Here is a 23,436-nt window from a genome sequence, read left to right on the forward strand (position 1 = left end):
CGGGAACCGCGTCGATCACCGGATGCACGTCTTTCGCCGGGTGCAGGTCGATGACCAGCGACCGGTCGCGCATCTCGACCCGCAGGGAGTCGAAGTTGTCGACGCGCGCGATGTTCTGGCCGGGCTCGTCGCCGATGATGATGCACCGCATACCGGCATTCGCCGCGGCAGCCATTCCGGCCGACGAGTCCTCGAACACGATGCACGACTCGATGGATGCGCCCAGTTGCGCTGCCGCAGAGAGGAACCCGCCGGGGCCGGCTTGCCGACGGTCACGTCCTCCGCGGCGACGGCGATCCGCGGCGTCGGGAGCCCGGCGGCGGTGAGGCGTCGGACCATCATCGATCGCGTCGCCGACGTGACCACCGCCCACCGCTCGGGCGGCACCGACGCAAGGAATCTCGCGGCGCCGGCAATCGGCTGAACCGGCACCACGCTCCGGCGCTCGCGCTCCCGTATCCACTGCAGCTCGGATCGTACGTCGGCTGCGGGTCCGAGGACGCGCAGAACGATATCGGCGGCGAGTCGGCCCGGAAGTGCCTCGGCAACAATCGATCTGTCGACGTCGTGTCGCTGGGCGAACTCGAACCAGACCGCCTCGATGGATGCGTGCGAGTCGACGAGGGTGCCGTCCATGTCGAACAGGAACGCGCCCGCAGTGATGGACTGCCGAATCGGACTGGACTGCAGACTCATACCGTGACCCCCATCCCCAGGTTTTCTCCGGCGAAGCGGACGAGTTCGAGATCGTGCTCGGTGGATCGCCGCAACCGTTGATCGCCCGGATCGGTATCCAGAACCACGGTGCCGGCGCCGAGCCCCTCGAGAAAATCGATGTCCGAGTGGATCTGCTCGACGCTGCCGTACCCGAGGGGACGGTTCGGCGACTGGACCGGAGTCTCGGTGGGCAGGAAGTAGATACGTGGGACGAAGTCCTTGCCGTCGTCGAGGGCGTCGGCGCCGGCCGCGCACAGCTGCCTCGACGGGTGCAGCGGATGCCACCCAGTGCCCACGCGGTTCGTCCGCGCGATCGCAGCGGGGCCGTTGCCGCCGATCCACAGCGGCGGGTGCGGCGTCTGGGCGGGCAGCGGCCCACCGTGCACGCGGCGCGGGGTGCCACTGGCGCCGAGGGCCCCGTAGGTCTCCGACGACCATGCCGCCACCAGCGTGTCGAGGGTGTCATCGGTCAGCCGCCCGCGTTGGTGATAGGGGACACCCAGCACGTCGAACGCCTGAGACGTCCACCCGACACCCACGCCGACGATCAACCGCCCACCGCTGAGTGTGTCGATGGTGGCCGTCGCGTGCGCGAGGTGCGCCGGATGGCGGTGGCTGCCGATGAGCACGCCGCTACCCAGACGAATGGTGTGGGTCTGACCCGCCAACCACGACAGCGTCGCCAGGCACTCGTAGAACGGCGCAGGCGAGCGGCGATGGGCGTCGTCGGTCAGCACCACGTGATCCGACAGCAGCACGTTGTCGAAGCCGGCGGCTTCGGCGGTGGTGGCCCACGCGAGGATTCCGTCGGGATCGATCTGCGGCCCGAAGTTCGGGAGGTTGAGTCCGTACCTCACAGCGCACCCGGAAACAGTCGAACGCCGTCGCGCCGACCCTCAGCAGGAAGCGTCAGGAAGTTGCTGCCGTTCGCGGTGAGTGGGCGTGCGGCGTATCGACGGCCGATGTGGTGTTCGAACAGCTCGATGTTCAGCTCTCCCACCGACACCATTGCCATCCGCGACGTACCTTCCACGTCGAGGTCGAACTGCGCGGTCATGAAGCCGCGGTCGGCCTCGATGTCGGTCCGCAGAACTTCCGTCGCTGCATGGTGATTCACGAGGCGGTCGATGGCCGCGTCCAGATCGGCGACGCTGTACCCCGAGTGGTCCAGTCCGCGGCACGTGGGCAGAGTGGCCGACGGTAGGTCCTCGCGTCGGTGATGCAGCCGGGCGTCTGTGTCGCCGTAATAGCCCGGCACCTCGGGCCAGTTCTGCAGTTCGAACAATGTCCCCCACGGTGAACGGAAGTAGACCCATCTGTTGCCGGCAATCGGGCCTTCCGGCACGGTGATCACCTCGCCGAGAACGGACACACCGTCCAGCCCGGCAAGGTGATCGGCAGCGCGTTCGATGTCGCCGACGGTGAAGCAGAGGTGATTGGTGCCGATGTCGACCAGGCGCGGTGGGGCCTGATTCGGGCTGTGCGAGGACGTGAATTCGATCGATGTGGAGCCGACCGGAACCGTCGCGCCGTTTCCACTCTCGACGCCGAGCAGAGACGCGACGAAATCGGCTGCCTCGTGCGCGTCGGGAACAGTGATTCCGATCGTGCTGAGCGATGTTCGGTCATTCGTGGTGACGGTCATGGGATCAACAGCACCTTTCCTCGTGTTCCACCGGCAGCGAGCAGGGCGTGAGCCTGCGGGGCTTCGTCGAATCCGAATGTGCGAGCGATCGGCACGGTGATCTCCCCCGAGGAGACGAGTGAGGCGAACTCCGCCAGGCCGGGCCCGTCCTCGTTCACGTAGCTCTTACCCGGGGTGATGCCCCGCTGTGGTTCGGGTTGGTCGCCGTCTTCGATGGAGACGAACGATCCGCCGTCACGCACACCGTCGATGGCCTCGACCACTCCGGCGGTGTCGACCACCGCGTCGTACTTCCGTGGCTCGAGATCGACGGGCTTGTCCAACACCGTCCCCACGCCGAGCGTGAGAAGGTCGTCGGTGTCCGTCTCCCGCGCCAGCGCGTCGACCCGGTGGCCGCGCGACAACAGGATCGCCGACGCTATGCGCCCCACCGCGCCCGCAGCACCGGTCACCACGACGGTGGCGCCTGCCGGAAGCGTGATCTTGTCGAGCTGTTGCACGGCGGTGAGCGCCGCCAACGGGATCGCGGCCGCATGCTCGAGGCCGACGCCGGTGGGGGCGTGGGCGAACAGCGATTCGTCGGCGACGACGCGCTCGGCGTACGTACCGAAACGGTGCGCCGGCTGCGCGATCATCCCGATGACGGTGTCGCCGGGGGTGAATCGAGTGACGGACGAGCCGACTGCTTCGACCGTGCCCGACACGTCCCATCCCAGCACCGCGGGATACGTCAGTTCGATGGGCAGGAAGCCGGACCGGGTCTTGAGGTCTACCGGGTTGACGGCCGCGGCGGCCACCGACAGGGTGATATCGCCGGGCCCGGCGGTGGGCTCCTCGATCTCGCCGACGGTGAGGACGTCGGGTTCCCCCTTGCCGTGAACGATGATGGCTCTCATGCAGCTCCCTTCGATGTGGCGGCCTTCGATGTATCGGCCGTGTGCAGTTCGCCGGCATAGCGTGCGTTCTCCTCGGCGGCGGTGAGTACGAGTCCGCCGTCGACCGTGATGGTGGTTCCGGTGACATAGCTCGACGCGGAGCTCGCGAGAAACACCGCGGCAGTGGCTACTTCGTGCACACCCGCCGGACGACCGAGCGGGATCGCGGGCCGGTCGATGGCGGCGTAGGAGGACTCGTCGTCGACGCCGTTCATCGCGGTCGCCGTTTCGCCCGGTGCGACGCAATTGACACGGATACCGTGCTGCGCGAATTCGAGGGCGAGCACCTTGCTCGACGCCGCCAGCGCCGCCTTGCTCGCGCAGTAGATCGATCCCCCGGTGATGGGCACCGAGTCGTGAACCGAGGTGACGTTGACGATGGATCCGGCGATATCGTCGGCGATCATGCGGCGACCCACCGCCGACGCCAACGCCAACGGCGTGACCGTGTTGATCGCCAGCACATCCTCGATGCGGCCGACGTCGAGCGCATCGGCCGGAGAACGGTCGTTGACACCGGCGTTGTTGACCAGGCATCGGATCTCGCCCAGGCGATCTGCTGCGTCGAGAACGGTCTCGACGGCGGCATGGGCGTCGCGCAGATACAGCCGAAGCGGGACGACATCGACGGGATGACTCGCACGAATATCGTTGACCAGGACGTCGATTCGCTCGATTCCGTTGCCGTAGCCGAGGATGAGGTTGTGCCCTTCCGTGGCGAGCGCAAGCGCGATGGCGCGGCCGATGCCGCTGCTCGCGCCGGTGACGACCGTGTAGCCGGGTCTAGTCAATGGAGATCACCACCTTCGGCCGGGTTCGGTGGCTTTCGAGTCGATCGAAGGCGGATTTCGCGTCCGAGAGGGGCACGACGCTGTCGATGAGCGACGCCAGGGCGGGCCGGATGAGGGGGAACAGGGCCGCTGCACGCCGATAGTGATCGACGCCATGGCGCACCCCGATGATCGAGATTCCGGCCAGCGCAACCGCTCCGGGGTCGATGGACTCCGACTGCGCGGCGACCCCGACGAGTATGCACTTTCCGCCCGGTCGGAGTACGCCGATTCCCGTTCCCAGCGCGCCGTCGCCACCCGAGGCTTCCACGACGATGTCGTAGGGTCCTGCCAGGGCCTCGGTACTGGTGAAGCTGTGTGCGGCGGAGCCGGGACCGAGGTGGGCGATGGGTCGTGGTTCGAGCACGTCGACGGTGACGGGGTACTGCGACAGCATGGCGATAGCGAGGCTGCCGATGGTCCCCGCTCCGATGACGAGGACGCGATCGCCTGGGGAGACCGACGCCAAGTCGACGGCTTCGAGCACGGTGACCAGGGGTTCGATGAGAACATGTTCCGGTTCGGCCGGAGCGCGGCCCAGGGACACCAGGGCGCGACGCGGCATGACGAGGAATTCGGCTGCAGCGCCGCCGTGCTCGTAGAGGCCGACCTCACGGAGGTCGGAACATTGATTGCGTCGACCCGATCCGCAGGCCGTGCACGACTGGCAGAAGATCATCGTGCTGCCGGTGACGGCATCGCCGGCGGCGAGGTCATGGACGTGAGCGCCGGATTCCTGCACGATGCCCACCCACTCGTGTCCGAAGTGATGCGGATACGACGTCTTCCCGTCCACCAGATACGACGACGTGCCGTGCAGTAGTTCGAGATCCGTACCGCACAGGCCGACGTACTTCACCGCGACGACGACGTCGTCAGGACCGCATTCAGGCGCGTCGAGTTCGACGACCGACACCGAGTGAGGTGCGTCGATCACGGCCGCTCTCACGCGGCCACCCGGGCGGTACGGCGACTGAGGAACAGCAATCCGACGGCGGCGACGGCGAGAACAGCCCCGATGGCGGGCAGAATCCCGACACTGTTGCCGCCGGACAACGCAATGGACCCGATCCACGCGCCCGCGGCGTTCGCGAGCTGGAAACCGGCAATGTTGACCGTCGCGGCGAGGTGCGGCGCTTCACTGGCCGCGCCGATCAGTTTGGAGGCCAACGGCGGAATGATGGAGAAGCCTGCGGCGCCCAGGACGAACATCCACGCGAACGCGAACCACGGGGTGCCGCCGAACAGGAACAGCACCAGCAGTGCCGCGGCGAGTGCGGTGAGCGCGACGTAGAGCGTCTTGTCCAGGGCCTTGTCGGCGAAGTGGCCGCCGAGTTGGTTGCCGACCACCGAGCCGACCCCGAACACGAACAGCACGATGGTGACGGTGGACGCCGAGATCGCGGCGTGGTCGGTGAGGTACGGCGCGATGTAGGTGAACACGACGAACAGCGCGGCCTGGCTCAACGCGGTGAGGCCGATGGCCCAGAGCACCGGGCCGCGGGTGAACACGCCCAGTTCCGAGGTGACGCTGCCGGTCTGATGAGACGGCGCGGCGCGTCGGGTCGAGACGATGAGGGCTGCGGTGACGACGAGCTGGAAGATCGCGATGATGGCGAACGACCAGCGCCAGCCGAGTTGGGTGCCGATCAACGTGCCCAGCGGAACACCGAGAACCGTAGCGAGGTTGAGGCCGAGCGTGACGCGGGCGATGACGCGGCCCTGGAACTCGGGGGCCACCAGGGAGGTGGCCAGCACGAGGCACAGCGCGAAGAACGTCGCGTGCGGAAGCGCGGTGATGACCCGGAAGACGGCCAGGGTGGCGAAGTTCGGCGCCAATGCGGTGCCGATGTTGCCGACGATGAACAGGGCCATCAGCGCTGCGATGAGCGGTGTTCGCGGGACCCGGGTGGTGACGATGGTGAGCAGCGGGCCGCCGATCACGACGGTGACGGCGTAGATCGTGACGAGCAGGCCGGCCGTCGAATTGCTCACGGCGACGTCGGACGAGATGTCCGGGAGGACACCCGCGACGAGATATTCGACGGTGCCGACGCCGAATACGGCGAGGAGCATCCAGAGGATGGCGACGTTCGCGTTGGTAGGACGCGTGGCTGCGGGCTCGCTCAGACGTGTCTCGGTGACCATGGTCTATCCCTTCGTTGAGTTGTCGTGGCCGGTGTATTCGACGACTGCACATCCCCAGGTGAATCCGACGCCGATGCCGGTGAGCATGATTCGGTCACCCGGGTCCAGCGCCTCGGTTCGGCGGAGCAGATCGAGACCGAGCAAAGGATCGGCGGCACCGGTGTGGCCGATCTCGCGGCCGAGTTCGACAAGTGTCTGATCAGGGCGGATCTTCAGCGGCTCGAAGCATTGCTTGCGGAGCAGCACATTGCCGAAGTTCGGGACGATCCACCGGGTGATCTCACCGTGGTGCGTGGCGGCATCACCCAATGCTGTTTCGGCGCAACGCGACAGGGCTGCCGAGTTGCGGGACCAGAATTCGTCGATGGAATGCGTTTCGGTGAATCCGGCTACCCGCTTCCGCAGGTCGAGCGGACCGTCGGTGCCATAGACCTGCATGGCGAGACTGTCGTGGCCGCGGTGCATCTGCTCGAGGTGCGCGTCGCTCACCACGGAGGTGGACAGCAGGCGGAACGGGCCGGGATCCGGACCGATGACGGCGGCCCCCGCGCCGTCGCCGTAGACCAGTCCGCTGTCGGAGTTCCACCGATCGAACAGGGGCTCACGCCACGCGTCGGATGCGGTGACCAGGCCCTTGCCGCGACCGTCGAACCAGCGTCCGATCATCTCCATCCCGACGATCGCGCCGGCGCAGGCGGTCCGGATCTCGATCGGCAAACAGTCCTCGATACCGAGTTCGTTCTGGATGTATGCGCCGCAGTTCCACGCCTCGAGCCCGTTGTGCAGGACAACGGCGTGGACGAGGAGGTCGACGTCCTCGGTGCTGATTCCGCTGTCTTCCAACGCAGCTCGGCCCGCGAGAACGGCCATGTCCGGAGCGGACTCGCCGAGGTCGGGGTTGGACACTGCCGCCGACGTCTGCCCGGTCTTCTGATGCTCGACCTCCTCGAAGCGGCCTGCGGCGACCATGTCGGCAGCCTGCACTCGCGCATCCGGCAGATACGAACCGAAGCCCTCGATGTAGAGGCTGTCCCACTTCATGACGCGACCCTCGAGACCGTCGGTTCTCCGAGTTCGGCGTTCTTTCGGCTCAGCAATTTCAGCGCGGAGGCGATTTCGCCGGGCGTGACGTCGTTCGCGAAGTGGTGACCGCCGATGCCGACGGGGAGCGGCAATCGCTGCCGACCGTCACGGTGACGGACGGTGTCGGCGAGTGCGGCGTCGAGCAGTCCTGTCTTGTCCAACACGTCGTTCCAGACCGGCAGCCCGAGCTGCTTCATGACCGTCAGTATCCGGTCGAGGTCGGCGCTGCCGAGGCTGCCGCGCAGGAAACCCAGTGCCGACGTCAGGGCCATGTCGATGCCGACGGCTTCACCGTGTAGCAACGCGGGCAGCGCTTCCATCTCCAGAGTGGGGGAGAACGTGTGCCCGTAGTCGACGCACCGTTCGAGGCAGGACTCCCACAGATTCGGTTGCAGTTCCTCCAGCATCAGATGGATGGACTCCGCGATGACCTGCGTTGCGGCAGTGTCGAGTTCGCCTGACGTCCCCTGAAAGTTGTCGGCGATCAGACGCGGACCGTACGTATCGAGCAACTCGAACAGGTCGACCGACTTGATCAGCGCCATCTTCAGAATCTCCGCGAGACCGTTGGACAGGTGCCGGTCGTCGAGGGTGCGGAGAAACGCGCGGTCGACGTAGGTGGCGATCGCCGGCGCGTACGTTCCGAGACGGTTCTTGCCCATGGCGTAGTTGACGCCGGTCTTGACGCCGACACCGGCGTCGACCAGGCCGATGAGCGTGGTCGGGATGCGGATGTAGGGGGTTCCACGGCGGTACACGCTGGCGGCGAATCCGACGACGTCGAGCAGTACGCCACCACCGATGGCGATGACCGGCTCGCGGCGCCGGTCGATGCCGAAGCCGTTCATGGCGTCGACCACCCGGATTACCGAGCTCCACTCCTTGACTGTCTCGTCGGCTCGCATGGGCACGAAGTGTGCGTCGACGCCGTGGTGTTCGAAGTACCTGCGGATACGGTCGCCGTGGATGCGGTCGACATTGGCATCGATGATGATCAGACGACGGTCGCCGCGGGTCAAGGGTGCCGCGCTGCAACTGTCGAGTAGCTGCGTACTTTTCAGCGCGAACAGGTCTCGCGCGGCGATGACATGGTATTCGACTTGCTTGACGGCCTCGACCTTCCATGCGGAGTCGGCGTCCGTCGTGTGGCTGAGTCCCAGTTTGAATGAAGCGGCACTACGCATTTCGATCCCCCTGGACGATGAACTGCAAGCTCGGGCTGTGACGGTTCCTTTGCGGTGCTTCGGCGAACCAAAGTTCGTACCCGAGGGTAAGGGATTCGCGTAGTGATCGCTACAGGAGTAGACTGGATCACAATTCGGAGCGAGATCAGGAGGTCCTATGGCAGGCGTACCGGGGCAGGGGCGGAAGTTCGACGTGGGCACCGCGCTGGAACAGGCGATGTTTGCCTTCTGGGAGCATGGCTACGAGGGCACATCCGTCTCCAAGCTGACCTCCGCGATGCACATCAACCCGCCGAGCCTCTACAGCGCATTCGGTGGTAAAGAAGGCGTTTTCTTCGCTGCCGTGGAGCATTACCTCGCCACACGCGGTGACTTCATGGACCGCGCCTTCTCGGAGGAACCCCATGCGGTCAAGCTGATCTCCCGGCTGTTGTATGACGCCGCGTCGCACTACACCGACGAGTCGTGTCCGGGTGGGTGTCTCATCATCAGCTCTGCCGTCAGCGTCACCGCTGCCAACCAGGGTGTCGCAGATCGATTGCGCGACATGCGCAATGCCAACGTGGCGCTTCTGTCGGAGCGCATCACCGTCGGCATTGCCGACGGCGTCCTCCCGACATCCTGGGATCCTGTCGAGATCTCCGAATACATCGGCGTGATCATCCAGGGCATGTCGCAACGAGCCCGCGACGGCGCCACGCGTGCGCAGCTCGAGCGGGTGGCCGACCGAACCTTGGCGTCCTTGGGTGCAGCGGCTGCGACGCCTCTGCGCACATGATCACTGCCAGCCCTGTCGAAGACTGATGACCTAGGTCAGTTGAATTCGGGTCGAGTCCGAGCGCATCACGATTGACGTTCCGTTCGGCTCACCGACCGTTTCGGGGTCATCTGGATCATCGACGTCGTTGCACCCTGGGGCTGAACTCCGAAGGCTGCGTGAGAATGGGTTGGCGTGGTTCAGGTGTTCCTCACCCCCGGCGTGAGTTCGAGACTCTGCGGCGCTGTTCGCAGAACGAGCATCGGGTTGCGCGTTTCGAAAAACGGGGAGGCTCCCTGAAATGCGCCCTCGATTCGACATTCGAGTACGGCTCGGAACCTACTCCGGAGTAGTCGTCGGTGCTCCGGCGACTGCGGCCGGGCGGGCAAGTGAATCCAGTCGAATACGTTGTCGCAGTCGTGGATCACCGCCTATCGTGCTGTGCATGATCATCGTGACTACGAACGAGATTCCTGGCCATCGCATCACAGCGGTACACGGTGAGGTGTTCGGTTTGACCGTGCGCTCGCGCCACATCGGATCGAATATCGGTGCCTCGTTCAAAGCGCTCGCGGGCGGGGAACTGAAGGGCATCACCACGCTCTTGCAGGAAACTCGCACCGAAGCGCTGTCCCGATTGTCGGCGGAAGCCACGGCGAAGGGTGGCAATGCCGTGGTCGCGTTTCGATTCGAAACCAACGATTACGGCGACACCGGAGGAGTCGAGGTGTGCGCCTACGGCACCGCGGTCACCACCGAACCCAGTTGAGGGTTCCATCCGGACGGGTGCGATAACGGTCGGGTCCAAGTCCCTTGTCGTTTGCGGGGGCTCACTGTGGGTACAACCCTGAAATGACAATCGACGACGACCGTACGGCCGGTATCTCCAAGGTGACCGAGCTCCTGAGGGATTCGAAGCTGTGCATGTTCACCACGCACGGCCGTGACGGACACCTGCTGTCCCGTCCAATGGCACTGCAGGAGCACGACTTCGACGGTTCGTTGTGGTTCTTCGCGCGCAACGATTCCCGCAAGGTCGGCGACGTTCGCGCTGACAGTTCGGTGAATGTGTCGTTCCAGTCGGGGACAGCCTGGGTTTCCGTGTCCGGACGAGCAGAGATCGTTCTCGACGAGGCGAAGAAGAAGGAACTATGGAATCAGGCGGCGGCGGCATGGTTCGACGACGGCCCTGAGTCTCCCGAGGTCGTTTTGATCTCTGTCGAAGCGGAGGGCGCGGAATACTGGTCAGCGCCGGGGTCCAAGGTATCGACCCTGCTCGCGTACGCCAAGTCCAGGATTACGGGTGACAAGCCGGACGTCGGCACGAACGACACCGTCGAAATGTAGAAACTGGCGCGCTGGAGGAGGGTAGGGTGGCGGCCTCTGGACGGTGCAGGCACGAACGGTGATCGAGGGTGTGCGTGAAGTATTACGAGATGTTCGCTGGCGGCCCGCACGCGTCGAGCATCGTTCTCGGCCTGATGCGCATCGAAGCGCTCGACGATGCGAGTATCGCCAAGCTCGTCGGGACCGCTCGCGATGCGGGTGTTTCGGTGTTCGACCACGCTGATATCTACGGCACAAGTCGACACGGATGCGAGCGTCGATTCGGAGACGCAGTGACATTCCTGCCCTCCGAACGCGAGCAGGTCGTCATTCAAAGCAAGGTAGGGATCCGGGACGGGTTCTACGACTTCTCCAAGGCGCACATCCTCGACACCGTCGAGAAATCGCTCTCCGCGCTGCGCATGGATCATCTCGACGTGCTGCTGTTGCACAGGCCGGACAGTCTGGTCGAGCCCAGCGAGGTCGCCGCTGCATTCGATGCTCTGCACTCGGCCGGAAAGGTGCGCAGTTTCGGCGTCTCCAACCACACACCCGGTCAAATTCAGTTGCTTGCCACCGAGGTGACGCAGCCGCTGATCATCGATCAGGTGCAACTGAGCCTCACCCATGCGCCGTTGATCGCTGCGGGTTTGGCGTCGAACATCGGTGGTCTCGACCAATCGATCGACCTGAGCAACGGCCTTCTGGATTACGCGCGCATCAACGACATAGCCTTGCAAGCTTGGTCGCCCTTCCAGAGCGGCTACACAGGAAAGGTTTTCATCGGTGATCGCGAAAACTACCCAGAACTGAACGACGCTCTCGACGATCTCGCCCGCGATCACGGTGTGACTCCCACTTCCATTGCGACGGCATGGCTCACGCGTCATCCGGCAAAGATCCAAGTTGTCCTGGGAACGACCACGCCGAGTCGAGTAGCTGAAGCCGTGGCCGGCAGCGGTATCAGTCTGAGCCGGGAAGAGTGGTACCGACTCTTCCGAGCCGCCGGATACAGCCTTCCTTGACGGTCAGCGCTCGTTTGCTCGGATTCGTTTCGACCATCGTCGGACAGCTGTGAGCTCGTGCAGTCCCAAAGGTGCAGTGGGCGAGAGACAATGCGTCGATTCACTACTTCTGCACACGTCCTCGCATCTGGGCGGTAGGTAATCTGTGGGAATGGCGGCTTTCGAGGTTGGTGACGGGGTAACAGCAACGGGTGGGCCCATGAGCGGTGTCTACGGCACTGTGGTCTGGTTCTACGAGGAGAAGAACCAGATCCTGGTTCGTTTCGGTGCTACTCAACAGATGTACTTCGCGCCCGACGAATTGAAGCGTTGGGGCGGGTAGCGCCGGCGAGGCTGGAATCGTCGATCTTCGGGGCAGCCTGGAGTCATTCGGTCGAATGAATGTCTTTGGAGAGCGCCCGATCGTCCGGCGGACTGCATATTCTGAGACTTCGGAGTCTGTTTGTGCGACAGGAGCGATTGCGTGTGAGTTCACCTTTTCTGACCAAGGGCGAGAACGTCGCGTTACCGGCAGAGGTAACCGAACTGGATGTCATCGTGTCGTGGGTGGATCCGGACCGAGATCTCGATGCATCGGCTCTCCTCGTCGACGACAGCAACCGGGTTCGATCGGACTCCGACTTCGTGTTCTACAACCAGCCCGAGTCTGCCGATGCCGCAGTTCGATACTTGGGACGTAGCAGTACCGACGAGGGCAAACAGGAGCGGATATCGATCCATCTCCACTCGCTTCCGGCGGACGTGCTCAAGGTAGTGATCGCGGGAAGTTCGGAGGGGCGCCCACTGAGCGACTTCGGAAAGCTGGCGCTGCAGGTCAGAGACAGATCCGGTTCGATACTGGGTGAGTTCGTCACGGTTGATGCGACATCGGAGCATGCCCTCGTGTTCGGTGAGGTGTACCGCCGGGACGGCGTATGGAAGGTTCGGGCGGTGGGCCAGGGGTGGGAGTCCGGACTTGCCGGTTTGGCGCAGGATTTCGGTGTCGACGTCGACGACGCTGATCGAACCGAACAGGTCGACGACGTCGTCGTGGTCGAAGTCGCAGATTCGCATGCGCAGGCCAGGACGGAAACGGGCGAGGTCGTCGAAGTCTCGATAGTCGATGTAGATCCGCCCAAACGAGGCGTTCGAACGAAAAAGCCAGTGGCGAAGAAGGCGTCGCCGCCTCAATTCACTCTGGCGGGAGGGGAGGGGTGGCACACCGCCCGTTTGTTCTCCATCTCGGGTGTCGGCTCGGGTGAAGAGCAGGAGAAGCGGGCGACCTCCGCACTCATCGCAACAATGCAGGCGGTGCGTCCGTTCGCTCGCGCCATCTGTTCGCGCGCTGGGGCGCCGGCCGGTCCGTTCGAGGGGTACCTCGAGGTTCCCTTCGTCAAAGGTGATGGCAAGGTCATCCCCGACGGCGTATTTCGGGTGTCCCGCGCCGGACACGTATGGACGGCACTGCTCGAGGTGAAGACCGGCACCGGCAAGCTGACGAAGGAGCAACTCGAGAACTATCTCGACGTTGCCAAGCGGCACAAATACGAGGTCGTGCTCAGCGTGTCCAACGACATTCCGGCGTCGGTGGGCGAACTTCCGGTTCAGGTGAGCAAGTTCAAGCTGAACAATGTTGCCTTGCGGCACATGTCCTGGTCCGAAGTTATTCACGAAGCTCGAATGTTGCTGTCACACGGCGATCTCACGGACTCACTGCAAGTTTGGATCCTGAGCGAGTTCGTTCGATATCTGACTCATCCCAAGTCCGGCGCGACGGAATTCGTGGACATGGGGCGTCACTGGGTCGCGGTGCGCGATTCGGTGTCGGCAGGCACGCTTCGTCCGAGCGACGCGAAGGCACTGTCGGTCGCCAACACATGGGCGTCGTTGTCACGGCATCTGGCGTTGCGTATGACAGCGGATCTGGGAGCAACGGTGAAGCATCACCTGCCCAGGAAACTCGGCAGCCACCCGCAGGCTCGGAACGAGTTCATCGTCAACCATCTCGCCGCTACCGGTTGTCTTGTTGCCACGCTCCGCATACCCGATGCAGCGGGTGACGTCACCGTCGAAGCGGATCTGCGTACCAACAAGATTCAGTGCAGTACGAGTATCGACGCCCCGGCCGACGGAACGTCCCTCCGACGCGCGTCGTGGTTGTTGAAACAGTTGAAGGATGCGCCGGCGGACGTGCTCGTCGAGGCGGTGTTCGCCGATGTCAGCGAGGTATCGTGCGAAAACCTGGCGACCGTCCGCGCTGACACGAAATCACTGACTTCCGGGCGGGTCAGTGAACTGCGACGGTTCACCCTCACGTCACCCTCGAAGATGGGCAGCAAGCGGTCGGGAACTGCTGCGAGCTTCATCGGCAGTGTCACCGATGGGATAGATGCGTTCTACCGTGATGTGGTGCAACCGCTGAAGCCTTGGGTGCCGTCCGCGCCGGAATCGACCACGAGCACAGTCGATTCGTAGTGAGGATGCCAACCTCCGTACTTCATGCTGGCGCATGGAGTGGATCGAGATGCAGTTCCCATCGCGCACTGGTAGCCCCAGCATGATGTTCGAACCCCACGACAACAGTCACCGTGCAAGCGAATTCGCTCCCGTTGTGCGGCACCGGAAACTGGGTGCCGGTATCCGGGTGCGGTCAGGGCAGCACTCCGGGTAATCCTGGATGTGCTGCCCTTGGGCAATTCGTACCGTTGTTCCATGCGAACACGAGGCAGCACCGAGCGAACGAAGGCTTCGACTGCAGCGTTCGCGGTTGCCGCCGGGGCCGGGGTGGTTCACGGGTTGGCAAGCATGTACTGGGCGCTCGGCGGGCGATGGCAGCTCGAATCGGTCGGGGAGTGGGCCGTCCAGCTTTCGGCTGAACACCCGCTGAAGACCGGGCTGGCGCTGGGGACGATCGCTGTCGTCAAGCTGGTTGCGGCGGTCGTGCCGTGGGTCGACGAGCGTCATCAGGGGCGCTTCCACCGCCCGTTGCGGGCGGTCGGTTGGGCGGGCGGATTCGTTCTGGTCGGGTGGGGCGGCATGTCGACCATCGCGGCGGGCGCGGTGCTGGCTGGACTGTTCACACCGAGCGGTGGATTCAACGAGACGACGATGATCGGACACGCGATCGTGTGGGATCCGCTGTTCGCGCTGTGGGGAATCGCGTTGTTGACAGCGTTGTGTTTGACGCGCACCGCAGAATCATCGACTGCGGGCCTCGGTCGAGTGCGTCACCGCTGAAGCCCGATCTGCCGATAAACCAATACCTGCAGCCACGGAATCCGAATACCCATCGAGAGGCATTCGACGTCGACGTCGGGGCCTGCTGACTGGAGGAGTGAGTTCATGCGGGGCGACAGGAACCATCTCAGGCTCGTCGAAGATGCACCCGAGGTGTCCGCGTCGGTCACACGAAGCGATGCAGCCAACGTGATCGCAGTCCGAGCCGACAACGTTCGCGCAGGTCAGGTCTGCGAGGTGTTGCACGCGGGTGTGTTCGCACTAAGTCACCGCGTGGTGGTTCCCGAGGGTCACACGGGCGTCACGATGTCGACCTTCGCGCTGGTGGAAGGCGACTACGAGGTCTCATTGCGGATCGACGGCGTCCTTTACCCGAGCGCCGGTCCAGAGTCGGTTCGTGTGGGCGAACGACGCACCGAGCCGACGACCGCGCCCTCCACGCCGAAGCCGTCGTACCCGAACATCCGTACCGCTGCTGCCGGGCCACGCAGCCTGAGCCGACCGCGGTCGGCACAGGTCACTGCGCACTCGCGCTGAGCACCTGTCGACTCGTCGTGGGTGCGGCGGTCACGTCGTCTTCACGGTGCCCCCATCCACGATCACGTCGTGTCCCGTCATTGATGCAGCCGCGTCGGACACGACGAATCCAATGACGTCGGCTATCTCGGAGGCCGGCGCCAATCGACCGGCCGGAATCCCACCGAGCGAGTCCATGAGAACAGACATGCCCTCTTGCTCGTTCACATCGCGAGCCGCGGCTATCCGCCTGGCCAGATCGAGTGCGCCGTCGCTCTGAATCCCGCCGGGTGAGACCGTGTTGACGCGGATTCCACGAGGAGCGAGCTCGTTCGCGAGCCCTTTGCTGTACGTGCGCAACGCTGCTTTGGCAGCGGCATAACCCAGCGTCCCGTCGTACAACGGCATCCTGCCTTGTATCGATCCGACGTGCACGATCGCACCCGCTCCGTTCGCGAACAGAAGCGGCACCAACGCTCTGTCGATGCGGACTGCTGCCAGCAGGTTGAGCGCGAGTTCGTCGTCCCAGTGAGCATCGGTCATCGTCGCGTGACCACCGCCCGGCGAGGAGGACCCGCCGGCAACGTACACCACGATGTCGACTCCGCCCGCTTGCTTCGCTGCTCGAGCAATCTCGGCCGCCGATGTCGGATCTGTGACGTCGACCTGGATCGTGCCTGTCGCTCTGGTTTCGGGTGCAGCTGTACGGCCAACCGACAGCACAAGTGCCCCGGCATCTGCGAGGCGATCGACGACAGCTGCCCCGAGGCCTCGAGTCCCGCCGACGACAACTGCTCTTCGGCCGATCAGCGACAGGCTGGTCGGGTAGTCGATTCGAGAGTCCGGAGAAGTTTTCTCGTTCATCGTTCTACCGTCGATCCTCCCTGCGGGGGAGAGTCAAGTTTTCGAGGCTCCGTCTGCCGTCGCTTATCGGTTTCGCTGATAACGGGTATCTGGATTATCTCTTTGACCGATGCCGCCACCGCATACGAGAGTTGTGGGCAACCCCATCTGTTTCGACCGAAGGCATCTTTCGTGGATACTGCTTCTTTACCTCTCCCGTCGTTCGCGCTCGGTACGGCCTTGCTCGCGGACGGGCCGCACGCGGTAGTGCTGTCGTCCGGCAAACTTCTGGACCTCGATTCCGTCGCAGAGAGGCTCGGACTCGACGCTCCCGTCCACACGCGGCTGGTCCTGGAAGAGTGGGACCGGGTATTGCCGCTGCTGCGAGAGGCGGTGAGATCGAGCTCGGGTGCTTGGACCGATCTGAACGATGCGACAGTGCTGGCGCCGATCGAACCGCGTCAGATTCTCCAGGCCGGCGCCAATTACCGTACGCACGTCATCGATCTTGCTGTCAAGCACGCGGACATCGCGAACGGACGAACCGAAGAGCAGGTTCGAGCGGAGACCGCAGCGATGATGGACAAGCGGAAAGCCGAGGGTGAACCCTATTTCTTCGTGGGCCTACCGTCTGCTGTCACCGGACCCTACGACGCTGTCACTTTGCCGCCCGGCACCGAGAAGAACGATTGGGAACTCGAGTTGGCCGCGGTGATCGGACGCTCCTCGTACCAGCTGTCTCCTGACGAAGCGTTGGAAGCAGTCGCAGGTTTCACGATCGCGAACGATCTGACCACCCGAGAGCTGGTGTTCCGCCGAGACATGCCGGAGATCGGGACGGACTGGTTACGCGCCAAGAACGCGCCAGGATTTCTTCCGCTCGGACCGTGGATCGTGCCCCGCAGTGACGCGGGCGAGGTGTCGGCGATGCGCCTGACGCTCGAGGTCGGCGGACAGGTGATGCAGGACGAATCGACCAACGACATGCTGTTCGACGTCGCGGCACTGGTGTCGGCTGTATCCCGCACGGTTCGACTGCTTCCCGGCGACCTCGTGCTGACCGGAAGTCCGGCAGGAAACGGTATGCACTGGGGGCGCCTGTTGCGCGACGGAGACGTCATGACGTCGACGATCACCGGGCTCGGATTCCAGCAGACGCCGGTGGTGGACGCGTCATGACATCCGTACTCGTCGTTGGGGCTGGACTTGCCGGATCCGCGGCCGCGATCGCATTCGCGCGGGGAGGCGCGTCGGTCGACGTCGTCGAGTCGAGCCCGCGCGATCTCGCGCTCGGATCTGGAATAACGCTGCAAGGCAATGCACTCCGCGTCCTGAGAGAGCTGGGAGTATGGGACGAGGTGCGTGAACACGGGTATGGATTCGACACCCTCGGCTTCAGGGCACCCGACCCGACGGGGACGCTGCTGTTCGAAATGAAGGACGCACGTACCGGTGGATCCGATTTGCCCGCGAGTATGGGGATGGAGCGGCCGGTGCTGGCGTCGATCCTGCATGCCGGAGCCGAACGGGCCGGCGCGCGCATGCGGTTCGGTATCGCAGCTCATTCCCTGGCTCAGGACGGATCTGCGGTGGATGTGACGTTCTCCGATGGAACACTGGGTCGATACGACTTGGTGATCGGAGCCGACGGCGTTCGGTCGTGGACGCGCAAAGCCGTGGGAATCGATCTGATGCCGAAGCCAACGGGGATGGGTATTTGGCGGCTCGTCGGACCACGCCCGAACAGTGTCACGCGTACCGACATCATCTACGGCGGCGCGGGATATATTGCGGGATATTGCCCCACAGGCCCGAATTCGATGTACGCGTACATCGTCGAGGACGCTCGGGATCGAACCGGCTCCAGCCCCGAACAACGCCTGGAAGTGTTGCGAGGCCTTGCCCAGAATTACCACGGCCCGTGGGACGACATCAAGAACCACATCGATGATCCAGCGACTGTCAATTACACCTGGTTCGAAACTCACGTGCTGGACGGCCCGTGGCATCGCGGTCGCGTCGTACTGATCGGTGACGCAGCACATTGTTGTCCGCCCACAGTGGCGCAGGGGGGAGCGCAGGCGCTGGAGGATTCGCTCGTTCTCGCCGAGATGGTGCTCGCGACGGACGAAATAAGTGAAACGGTGCTCGAGGCGTTCACCGCTCGGAGGCTGCCGAGGGCTCGTGCCGTGGTCGAAGCCTCGGTCCAGATCGGCACCTGGATGTTGGAGCACGATGCCGATGCCGATATTCCCGGCCTGATGGGGCGTGTCGCTGCCCTCGTAAGCGAGGCACCGTGAGTATCGAAACAATCGACGTTCACGCCCATGCAATCGTGCCCGAGGTGGAGGCCGCGGTCGCAGGACAACCAGGGCTCGACGCGTACCGAGCACTCGACCGAGTACGAAACGGGGCGGAGTCACAGGCCGTGTCCCGAGACATGGTCGCGCGTCGTGCCGCTCAACTGACCGATCTCGATCGACGGCTGACCGACATGGACCGAGCCGGTATCGACGTTCAGGTCGTGTCCCCGTCACCCTCGCAATACCACTACTGGGCGGACCGCACGTTGGCCGAAATCGTGACGGCGAGCGCCAACCGGGGAATCGCAGCACTGGTCGCCGAGGAGCCCAGTCGGCTTGTCGGGCTCGGCTTGGTCGCCCTGCAGCATCCCGAGGACATGGTGAGGGCTTTGAACGACGCCGTCGTCACGTGCGGATTGGCCGGCGTGGAGATCTCGTCCTTCGCACCCGGGGTAGAGCTGTCGGATGTCCGACTCGAACCGTTCTGGGCGCGAGCAGCCGAGCTGGGCGCGGTGGTGTTTCTTCATCCCTTCGGGTGCTCGCTCGACGAGAGGCTCGATCGTTTCTATCTGTCCAACACGGTGGGGCAACCAGTAGAGAACGCCGTAGCGTTGTCACACATCATCTTCGCCGGTGTACTCGATCGTCATCCAACGTTGAAGTTGATCGCTGCGCACGGTGGCGGGTATCTACCCACGTACGTCGGTCGTTCGGACCACGCGTGGGCAGTGCGTCCGGAAGCGCGCCGTTGCGTCGACCGACCCAGCAGCTATCTGCCGCGAGTCACATTCGATTCGTTGGTGCACGGCCCCGCCGCACTTCGAACTCTGATCGACGCGGTCGGACCAGACTCGGTCGTGCTCGGTTCCGACTATCCGTTCGACATGGGCACCGTGGATCCAGTCGCCGAAGTACGCGCGGCAGCCTTGTCGGAGCGCACAACACTATCCGTTCTCGGTGACAATGCCGCTCGCCTCGGGCTGTCACCGATCTCGAGAGGAGCTGACTCATGAACGACTACGCGTTCACGCACCTACGGCATGTGGATCTCGCGGTGCCCGATTACCAGCAGCAGCTGGAGTTCTACACCAACCAGTGGGGATTGACGAATGTCGGAACCGACGGAGACATCACCTATCTCGCAGCAGAGGGATCGCCGGAGCAGTACGTAGTTCGCATCCGAAACAGTGCTGAGAAGCGACTGGATCTGGTGTCCTACGGTGTCGCCGACGCCGTTGCGGTGGACAGTCTGGCCGAAAAGTTGGCGGTCGGTGGTGTTCAGCTGGTCGACGAACCGGGAACACTGCACACGATGGGCGGTGGATACGGATTCAGATTTTTCGACATCGACGGTCGCACGGTGGAGGTATCTGCCGATGTGGCTGTGCGACAGCACCGGAAGGTCGAGGAGGGTGAGTCGATCCCTGTCAAGCTTTCGCATGTCGTGCTCAATTCTCCGAACCCCGAGGCGACGGTTGCGTTCTACGACAAGTGGTTCGGGTTCAAATTGTCGGATACCCTCATGCACCCGCGAATGGGCGAAATGATGTGGTTCCTGCGCACCAACGCGCAGCACCACAGCATGGCGATCGCGCGCGGACCGCACGTCTCGTTGCATCATGCGTCGTTCGAGCTGAGGGGTATCGACGAGTACATGCGTGGGACCGGTCGAATGCTGCGGGCCGGCGTCGAGAAGATCTGGGGTCCGGGGCGCCACAAAGCCGGAAACAACACCTTCTCGTATTTCCTGGACCCCAATGGCAACACGATGGAATACACCACCGAACTGGAAGTCCTCGACGAAGACACCTGGCATCCTCATCTTCTCGATTTCTCGGCTCCCGAGGTGTCCGATCAGTGGGGTACCGCCAACGCCATGAACGAGTTCGTGGCACAGAGATCCTTCAACGACCCGGACAAGGGTCTGTTCGTGGCGCCGCCGGTATGAGGTTCGCAACGTACGAACTCGGAGGCCGGATAGCGACCGGCGTGGTGCACGCAGACCGCGTGCATCAGATCGACGAATCCGTCCAGTCGCTTCTGGACGGAGGTCTGGATCGTGCGCTCGAGATCGGTTCGCGCGCACTCGGTGGCCCGTCGACGGACCTGAGCGAGGTCAGTCTTCGAGCGCCGTTGCAGCCGAGAACGATCCGCGACTTCGTCGCATTCGAAGAGCACGTCGAGGGCGTACGACGCAGCATGTCCGGCGAGGGCGGTGTCGGCGAGGCGTGGTACGAGGCACCTCGGTTCTATTTCACCAACCCGTACACGGTGACCGGTTCGGGCTCGACGATCAGCCCTCCAGCCGCATGTCGAGAACTGGACTTCGAGTTGGAGGTGGCTGCCGTGATAGGTAGATCCGGGTCGAGCGTGTCGGTCGAGGAGGCAGGCAACCACATATTCGGCTACACCATCTTCAACGATTGGTCTGCGAGGGACGTGCAGAGACGAGAGATGCAAGTAGGCCTCGGACCGGCGAAGGGCAAGGACTTCGCCAGTACGCTCGGCCCTTGGATCGTGACTGCGGACGAGTTCACCGACCGACGAGATCGAGACGGGTTTCTCGAGCTTTCGTGCTCGGTAGACGTGAACGGTGAGCGCGCGGGACACGATTCGTTGGCCAACATGGGTTGGAGTTTCGACTCGCTCGTTGCTTACGCGTCGCGCGACTCCTGGGTCCACCCCGGCGATGTACTGGGCAGCGGAACCATGGGCAACGGGGGTTGTCTTGCCGAGCTGTGGGGTCGACGTGGAGAGAAATCTCCTCCGCCCCTGCACCACGGAGACATCGTGACGATGACCGTCGAAGGTATCGGAACGTTGACCAACACTGTCGGTGAGAGCCGACGAGTTCCAGTTGTGCCTCCCGCCCGGATCGTCGACCACGCACGAGTTCGTTCCGAGAGGATCACCGAATGACCAGCACCGACCGCGTTTTCGTTCTGGATCGTAGTGACCCCGAGGGTGAGATTGCGAAAGCTGCTGAGCGCAATCGAAATTGGGGGAAGTGGGGTGAAGATGACGTTCGCGGCACCATGAACTACGTCACCGACGAACTACGCGCTGCAGCAGGCTCTCTGATCAAGCGGGGTGTCTCGTTCTCGCTGTCGCAGAGTTTCGATATGGACGGTCCGCAGAAGGGTTGGCGACGGCGAACGAATCCAGTTCATACGATGCTCGACACCGGCACCGATGCAGTCGCGGGTATCCAGGGGTTTCCACACGGTCTCGGTGGCGCGGACGATGTAGTGTCCATGCCGCTTCAGTGTTCGACGCAATGGGACGGGCTCGGACACATTTTCGACCACGGAATTGCGTGGAACGGACGACCCGCGGATTCAGTCGTAACCAGCCTGGGAGATGGAGTTACCGGCATAGAGACCGTGGCGAACGGAATAGTCGGACGTGGTGTTCTTCTCGATGTGGGTAGGCAATTCGGTGAGGACGGTGAGTTACCGGATGGCTTCGCCATCACGACGGAACATCTGAAGTCCACCATCTCGGCGCAGGGTGTCACCGCTGAAGTAAGGCGCGGCGACCTCGTGTTGGTGCGTACCGGACAACTCAGTCGTGTACGCCGCGAGGGCTGGGGAGAGTATGCGGGCGGGGCAGCTCCCGGCCTGTCCTTCACCACAGCCGACTGGCTGCACGACAGTGAGATCGCGGCTGTAGCGACCGACACGTGGGGCTTCGAGGTTCGACCCAACGAGTTCGACGTGGCGTTTCAGCCGTTGCATCAGGTTGCGATTCCCAACATCGGCTTGTTTCTCGGTGAGATGTGGGATCTCGACGAGTTGAGTGCCGATTGCGCTACCGACGGTGTGTTCGAGTTCTTCCTCACCGCTGCTCCCATCCCGGTGACCGGCGCCGTCGGAGCACCGGTCAATCCGATCGCGGTGAAGTAGGCTTTCGTACCGTCATTTCAGTTCGCGAGTGGCCAGTTCCGCGGCCCGAAGAACGATCTCACGGAGAAAGATGTGCTCCGGGTCGCGGTTGTAGACGGGGTGCCACCACATGGCTTCGACCAGCTCTCCGACCTCGACCGGGCACTGCATCGTCCGTAGACCTGAATTGAGGGGGAGCAGTTTGACCAATTGCTCCTGAAGTAACGCTATGCGATTGCTGCCTGCAACGAGGTTGGGGACGGTGAGGAAGCTCTCGGTGACGATCTGTACCTGCGGTTCGATTCCTAGCATCCGTAGCTGGCGGTCGGCCGGGGTGGCGGCGGAGTTTCCATGAAAAACCACGACCCAGGGTGATGTCTTCAAGTCCTCCACGGTGGCCTCGGCCCCGATGGTGTCGTTGTCCGACGAGACCACCATGACCCAGCGGTCCCGATACAGATCCTGGTGGGGTAGATCGGTGACGAATCCGTGCGGTACGAGCATGAGGTCTGTTCCGACGAGCGTTTGATCGGCGCGCGCGACCGAATCCGGACTGGTGGGTCGAAAGCGTAGGCGGGCGTGCGGTGCAGCCTCGGTGAACAGTCTCGCAAGAGTGTCTCCGAGAACCGTTATGCCGTAATCGCTTACCAGGACATCGAACTCGCGTAGCGACTCGGCCGGATCGAATTCCGGCTGAGCTGAAAACACACGTTCGACACCGTCGAGAGCCAGCCTGGCACGTTGGCGTAGCTCGGCCGCCAGTGGCGTGAGGTGGTACTCGTTTCCGACGCGGTACAACAGCTCGTCGTTGAAATGCCTACGCAGGCGTGCCAGTGCCGCCGACAGCGTGGGTTGACTCGAGCCGAGCTGCCCAGCCGCCTTGGTCACACTCTTGTGCTGGAGGAGCGCGTCGAGCGAGACCAGCAGGTTGAGATCCAGGTTCGAGACACCGATGACCTTTCGCACTGCCCGAGTATAGTCCGCGAAGACATCGCTCAGGGCTTGCTCGGAGCGCGCAGCCATG

25 protein-coding genes are annotated in these 23,436 nt (G+C 63.6%); 14 read left to right on the top strand and 11 right to left on the bottom strand.

All coding sequences use genetic code 11. The features are described 5' to 3' along the window. Window positions 1-15 precede the first annotated feature (15 nt). From CH293_RS22655 to CH293_RS22695, 9 genes are read right to left on the bottom strand one after another with little or no spacing between them, the layout of a single operon-like run. Complete coding sequence (locus CH293_RS22655) at window positions 16-696, bottom strand: HAD family hydrolase (protein ID WP_369597572.1); 681 nt, start codon at window positions 694-696, stop codon at window positions 16-18. After that, entirely contained in the window at window positions 693-1,574 is an 882-nt protein-coding gene (locus CH293_RS22660) for a TIGR03619 family F420-dependent LLM class oxidoreductase (RefSeq protein ID WP_037139184.1), read from the bottom strand. The genes CH293_RS22655 and CH293_RS22660 overlap by 4 nt, the downstream gene beginning before the upstream one ends. After that, window positions 1,571-2,362 carry a VOC family protein gene (locus CH293_RS22665; RefSeq protein WP_037112903.1) on the bottom strand — a complete coding sequence of 264 codons (792 nt, stop codon included), beginning with the start codon at window positions 2,360-2,362 and terminating at the stop codon, window positions 1,571-1,573. The genes CH293_RS22660 and CH293_RS22665 overlap by 4 nt, the downstream gene beginning before the upstream one ends. Beyond that, window positions 2,359-3,258 carry an NADP-dependent oxidoreductase gene (locus CH293_RS22670; RefSeq protein WP_094721558.1) on the bottom strand — a complete coding sequence of 300 codons (900 nt, stop codon included), beginning with the start codon at window positions 3,256-3,258 and terminating at the stop codon, window positions 2,359-2,361. Before CH293_RS22670 ends, CH293_RS22665 begins: the two co-directional genes overlap by 4 nt. Beyond that, a complete protein-coding gene (locus tag CH293_RS22675; RefSeq protein WP_094721559.1) occupies window positions 3,255-4,088 on the bottom strand; it encodes an SDR family oxidoreductase in 834 nt (277 codons plus the stop codon). Before CH293_RS22675 ends, CH293_RS22670 begins: the two co-directional genes overlap by 4 nt. Beyond that, window positions 4,081-5,076, bottom strand: coding sequence for a zinc-binding dehydrogenase (locus tag CH293_RS22680; RefSeq protein WP_094721560.1), 996 nt, complete (start codon window positions 5,074-5,076; stop codon window positions 4,081-4,083). The genes CH293_RS22675 and CH293_RS22680 overlap by 8 nt, the downstream gene beginning before the upstream one ends. Further along, entirely contained in the window at window positions 5,073-6,275 is a 1,203-nt protein-coding gene (locus CH293_RS22685) for an MFS transporter (RefSeq protein ID WP_094721561.1), read from the bottom strand. The genes CH293_RS22680 and CH293_RS22685 overlap by 4 nt, the downstream gene beginning before the upstream one ends. A 3-nt stretch (window positions 6,276-6,278) precedes the next feature. Further along, complete coding sequence (locus CH293_RS22690) at window positions 6,279-7,316, bottom strand: 3-oxoacyl-ACP synthase III family protein (RefSeq protein ID WP_094721562.1); 1,038 nt, start codon at window positions 7,314-7,316, stop codon at window positions 6,279-6,281. Next, window positions 7,313-8,542 (bottom strand): sedoheptulose 7-phosphate cyclase, encoded by a 1,230-nt coding sequence (locus CH293_RS22695; RefSeq protein WP_094721563.1) that lies wholly within the window; start codon window positions 8,540-8,542, stop codon window positions 7,313-7,315. Before CH293_RS22695 ends, CH293_RS22690 begins: the two co-directional genes overlap by 4 nt. Window positions 8,543-8,699: 157 nt before the next feature. On the opposite strand from CH293_RS22695, the gene CH293_RS22700 reads away from it, so the two are divergent. From CH293_RS22700 to CH293_RS22735, 8 genes are all read left to right on the top strand, one after another. Then, a complete protein-coding gene (locus tag CH293_RS22700; RefSeq protein ID WP_094721564.1) occupies window positions 8,700-9,320 on the top strand; it encodes a TetR/AcrR family transcriptional regulator in 621 nt (206 codons plus the stop codon). A gap of 424 nt (window positions 9,321-9,744) precedes the next feature. Further along, a complete protein-coding gene (locus tag CH293_RS22710; RefSeq protein ID WP_026348243.1) occupies window positions 9,745-10,068 on the top strand; it encodes a YbjQ family protein in 324 nt (107 codons plus the stop codon). 83 nt (window positions 10,069-10,151) lie between these two features. Beyond that, window positions 10,152-10,646, top strand: a complete 495-nt coding sequence (locus CH293_RS22715) for a pyridoxamine 5'-phosphate oxidase family protein (protein WP_094721566.1) — start codon at window positions 10,152-10,154, stop codon at window positions 10,644-10,646. A gap of 74 nt (window positions 10,647-10,720) precedes the next feature. After that, entirely contained in the window at window positions 10,721-11,650 is a 930-nt protein-coding gene (locus tag CH293_RS22720; RefSeq protein ID WP_037112912.1) for an aldo/keto reductase family oxidoreductase, read from the top strand. Window positions 11,651-11,801: 151 nt separating this feature from the next. After that, complete coding sequence (locus CH293_RS28280; protein WP_170945327.1) at window positions 11,802-11,972, top strand: hypothetical protein; 171 nt, start codon at window positions 11,802-11,804, stop codon at window positions 11,970-11,972. A 143-nt stretch (window positions 11,973-12,115) separates the two neighbouring features. Further along, on the top strand, window positions 12,116-14,104 hold the full coding sequence (locus CH293_RS22725) for a TerD family protein (RefSeq protein WP_094721567.1): 1,989 nt from the start codon (window positions 12,116-12,118) through the stop codon (window positions 14,102-14,104). A 237-nt stretch (window positions 14,105-14,341) separates the two neighbouring features. Continuing rightward, window positions 14,342-14,866, top strand: a complete 525-nt coding sequence (locus tag CH293_RS22730) for a DUF3995 domain-containing protein (RefSeq protein WP_037112915.1) — start codon at window positions 14,342-14,344, stop codon at window positions 14,864-14,866. A gap of 105 nt (window positions 14,867-14,971) precedes the next feature. Beyond that, a complete protein-coding gene (locus CH293_RS22735) occupies window positions 14,972-15,403 on the top strand; it encodes a hypothetical protein (protein WP_037112918.1) in 432 nt (143 codons plus the stop codon). A gap of 30 nt (window positions 15,404-15,433) precedes the next feature. On the opposite strand, the gene CH293_RS22740 is transcribed toward CH293_RS22735, so the two are convergent. Further along, window positions 15,434-16,246: an oxidoreductase gene (locus CH293_RS22740; protein ID WP_241483911.1), complete on the bottom strand. Its 813-nt coding sequence runs from the start codon at window positions 16,244-16,246 to the stop codon at window positions 15,434-15,436. 171 nt (window positions 16,247-16,417) lie between these two features. On the opposite strand from CH293_RS22740, the gene CH293_RS22745 reads away from it, so the two are divergent. The 6 genes from CH293_RS22745 to CH293_RS22770 are packed head-to-tail and all read left to right on the top strand — an operon-like array spanning window position 16,418 to window position 22,433. Continuing rightward, window positions 16,418-17,404, top strand: a complete 987-nt coding sequence (locus CH293_RS22745; RefSeq protein WP_037112921.1) for a fumarylacetoacetate hydrolase family protein — start codon at window positions 16,418-16,420, stop codon at window positions 17,402-17,404. Next, the gene (locus tag CH293_RS22750) at window positions 17,401-18,525 is read left to right on the top strand and encodes an FAD-dependent monooxygenase (RefSeq protein WP_094721568.1); all 1,125 of its coding nucleotides are present in this window, start codon (window positions 17,401-17,403) and stop codon (window positions 18,523-18,525) included. The genes CH293_RS22745 and CH293_RS22750 overlap by 4 nt, the downstream gene beginning before the upstream one ends. Then, the gene (locus CH293_RS22755; protein ID WP_094721569.1) at window positions 18,522-19,541 is read left to right on the top strand and encodes an amidohydrolase family protein; all 1,020 of its coding nucleotides are present in this window, start codon (window positions 18,522-18,524) and stop codon (window positions 19,539-19,541) included. The genes CH293_RS22750 and CH293_RS22755 overlap by 4 nt, the downstream gene beginning before the upstream one ends. Continuing rightward, complete coding sequence (locus CH293_RS22760; protein ID WP_037112928.1) at window positions 19,538-20,476, top strand: VOC family protein; 939 nt, start codon at window positions 19,538-19,540, stop codon at window positions 20,474-20,476. The genes CH293_RS22755 and CH293_RS22760 overlap by 4 nt, the downstream gene beginning before the upstream one ends. Further along, window positions 20,473-21,447 (top strand): fumarylacetoacetate hydrolase family protein, encoded by a 975-nt coding sequence (locus CH293_RS22765; RefSeq protein WP_037112929.1) that lies wholly within the window; start codon window positions 20,473-20,475, stop codon window positions 21,445-21,447. The genes CH293_RS22760 and CH293_RS22765 overlap by 4 nt, the downstream gene beginning before the upstream one ends. Beyond that, a complete protein-coding gene (locus CH293_RS22770) occupies window positions 21,444-22,433 on the top strand; it encodes a cyclase family protein (RefSeq protein WP_176460093.1) in 990 nt (329 codons plus the stop codon). Before CH293_RS22765 ends, CH293_RS22770 begins: the two co-directional genes overlap by 4 nt. A gap of 12 nt (window positions 22,434-22,445) precedes the next feature. Here CH293_RS22770 and CH293_RS22775 read toward each other — a convergent pair whose 3' ends face one another. Continuing rightward, the gene (locus CH293_RS22775) at window positions 22,446-23,378 is read right to left on the bottom strand and encodes a LysR family transcriptional regulator (protein ID WP_241483912.1); all 933 of its coding nucleotides are present in this window, start codon (window positions 23,376-23,378) and stop codon (window positions 22,446-22,448) included. Window positions 23,379-23,436 lie beyond the last annotated feature (58 nt).

Origin of the sequence: Rhodococcus sp. 14-2470-1b (assembly GCF_002259415.1) — a bacterium.
Classification (GTDB): domain Bacteria; phylum Actinomycetota; class Actinomycetes; order Mycobacteriales; family Mycobacteriaceae; genus Rhodococcoides.